This window comes from Gordonibacter pamelaeae 7-10-1-b, from assembly GCF_000210055.1.
Classification (GTDB): domain Bacteria; phylum Actinomycetota; class Coriobacteriia; order Coriobacteriales; family Eggerthellaceae; genus Gordonibacter; species Gordonibacter pamelaeae.
The window spans coordinates 342271-344013 of record NC_021021.1 but is presented as its reverse complement, the minus strand read 5'-3'; the positions used below and the strand labels follow the sequence as shown (position 1 = coordinate 344013).

The following is a 1743-nucleotide window of genomic DNA, read 5'->3' as shown; positions in this document are numbered from 1 at the left end:
CGGTGAGCGCGAACAGGCGGGGGTTCGCAAGCCCCTCCTGGGTCACGCGGTCCAAGAGCTCGGCCATGGGCGCGGCGCAGGCCGCATGCTCCAGGTCGCGGCGCAGGCGCTCGTGGGAGGAGGCGATGCGCGCCTCCTTCACGATGTCGAGGCTGCGGCCCTCCGAGCACAGCAGGTCGACCGAGGAGTACAGCTCCAGCCGCGCGGCGAACGGGCTCGAGGGCTTGCGGGCTCCCTTCGCCACGGCGCGGACCTGCGAGCCGTCCTGGGCGAGCAGGGTGACGATGAGGTCGCTCTCCCCCAGCTTCGTCTTGCGCAGCACGATGGCGCGTGCCGTGTACGTCGCGCTGGCCATCGTGCCTAGGAGATGCTCACGACGTTGTCGCTGTCGTCCCAGACGATGGTGCCGCTCTTCTGCTTGGCCGAGCCGCGCACCGTCTCGCCGTCAAGCGTGGTCACGGCCGCCGCCGTCACGGTGAACGACGTCTGGTTGTAACCGGTGTACTTCACGTCGTCGACCGAGACGATCTCGTAGGTCGTGCCGCCCAGGGAGATCGTGCCGATGCTGGAAAGGTAGTCCTTCGCTGCCGGCACGAGCACGCTCGCACGCGACATGGCCACGTTCACCGTGACGGAGGAGCCCGATGCCAGCTTCTCGCCCGCGGCGGGGCTCGTGCCCGCCACCGTGCCCTCGGGCACGTCCTCGGTGTAGTAGTACGCCACCTCGGGCACGTAGGAGGCCTCCTGCAGGGCGGCCTTCGCGGCATCGAGCGGCTGGTTGGCCACGTCAGGCACCGTGAAAGGCACGGCCACCGTCACGGTGATGTCCGTGGAGGCCTTCGCCTTCTCGCCAGCCTCCGGGGTCACCGACAACACCGTTCCCTCGGCCGTGTCGGACTTCTCCTCGGCGAACGTCACGCGCGCGAAGTCCTCGGCCTCGAGCAGCTTCGCCGCCTCGTCGCGCGTCTTGCCCACCACGTCGGGGACGATGCGCGGCACGGCCACGTGGATGACCACCTCGGAGCCCTCCTCGGCGCGCCCGCCGGACCCGGGATCGGTGAGCAGCACGAGGCCCTCCGTCTCGTCGGACTTGACCTGCGTGGCGCGGACGGTGAAGCCCTTGCCCTCCAGCTGGTAGGTGGCATCGGCCTGCGTCATGCCCGCCACGTCGGGGACCACCTTGCCGCCCCAGAGCTCCATCTGGTACGTGATGCCCGCCGCGGCGGCGGCCGCGGCCACCAGCAGCACGATCACGATGGCGACCACACGGCCACGGCCGTGCTTCTTCTCGCGCGGGTCGGGCGCGCGAAACTCCTTCTGCTTCGGCGCGGCCTTGCCCTCGACGCGGGGCATCTCCATGGTGTCGCCCGAGCGCCATGCGGCCGCGGGCGGCGTGTAGCCGGAATCCACCAGGCATTCGTCCAGGCCCGAGAGATCCGCCGTGACTGCGGCGCTCGGCGCGGCCGCCTGCCGGCCCTTGCCCGCCGCGGGAGCGTCGTCGATGTCGCCGAAGTCGAACTCGTTGCCGTCCTCGTCCACGTCGACGCCCGCCACCCCGATGACCGGCAGCTTCGCCGGGTCGAGAGGGGCCCGAGCCCTGCGGGCGGGCAGTGGGGGCGGCAGAGGGCTCGAAGCTGTTGCCGGTGAGCGCTTGGGCGTCGGCAGCGGCAGCGGGGTCTGCGGGGTCGCCGGCCTCGGCGGCTTCCTCCGTCGTAGACGCATCCTCCGCGGGCGCCCCGCCCC

At 71.5% G+C, this 1743-nt stretch carries 2 protein-coding genes; both read right to left on the bottom strand.

What is annotated here, in order from left to right:
* Positions 1-355: DNA repair protein RecO (recO, locus tag GPA_RS01560; protein ID WP_041238763.1), on the bottom strand; the 355-nt coding region annotated here is incomplete at its 3' end.
* 5 nt (positions 356-360) lie between these two features.
* A partial coding sequence (locus GPA_RS01555; protein WP_231847540.1) for a PASTA domain-containing protein occupies positions 361-1743 on the bottom strand: 1383 nt, incomplete at its 5' end.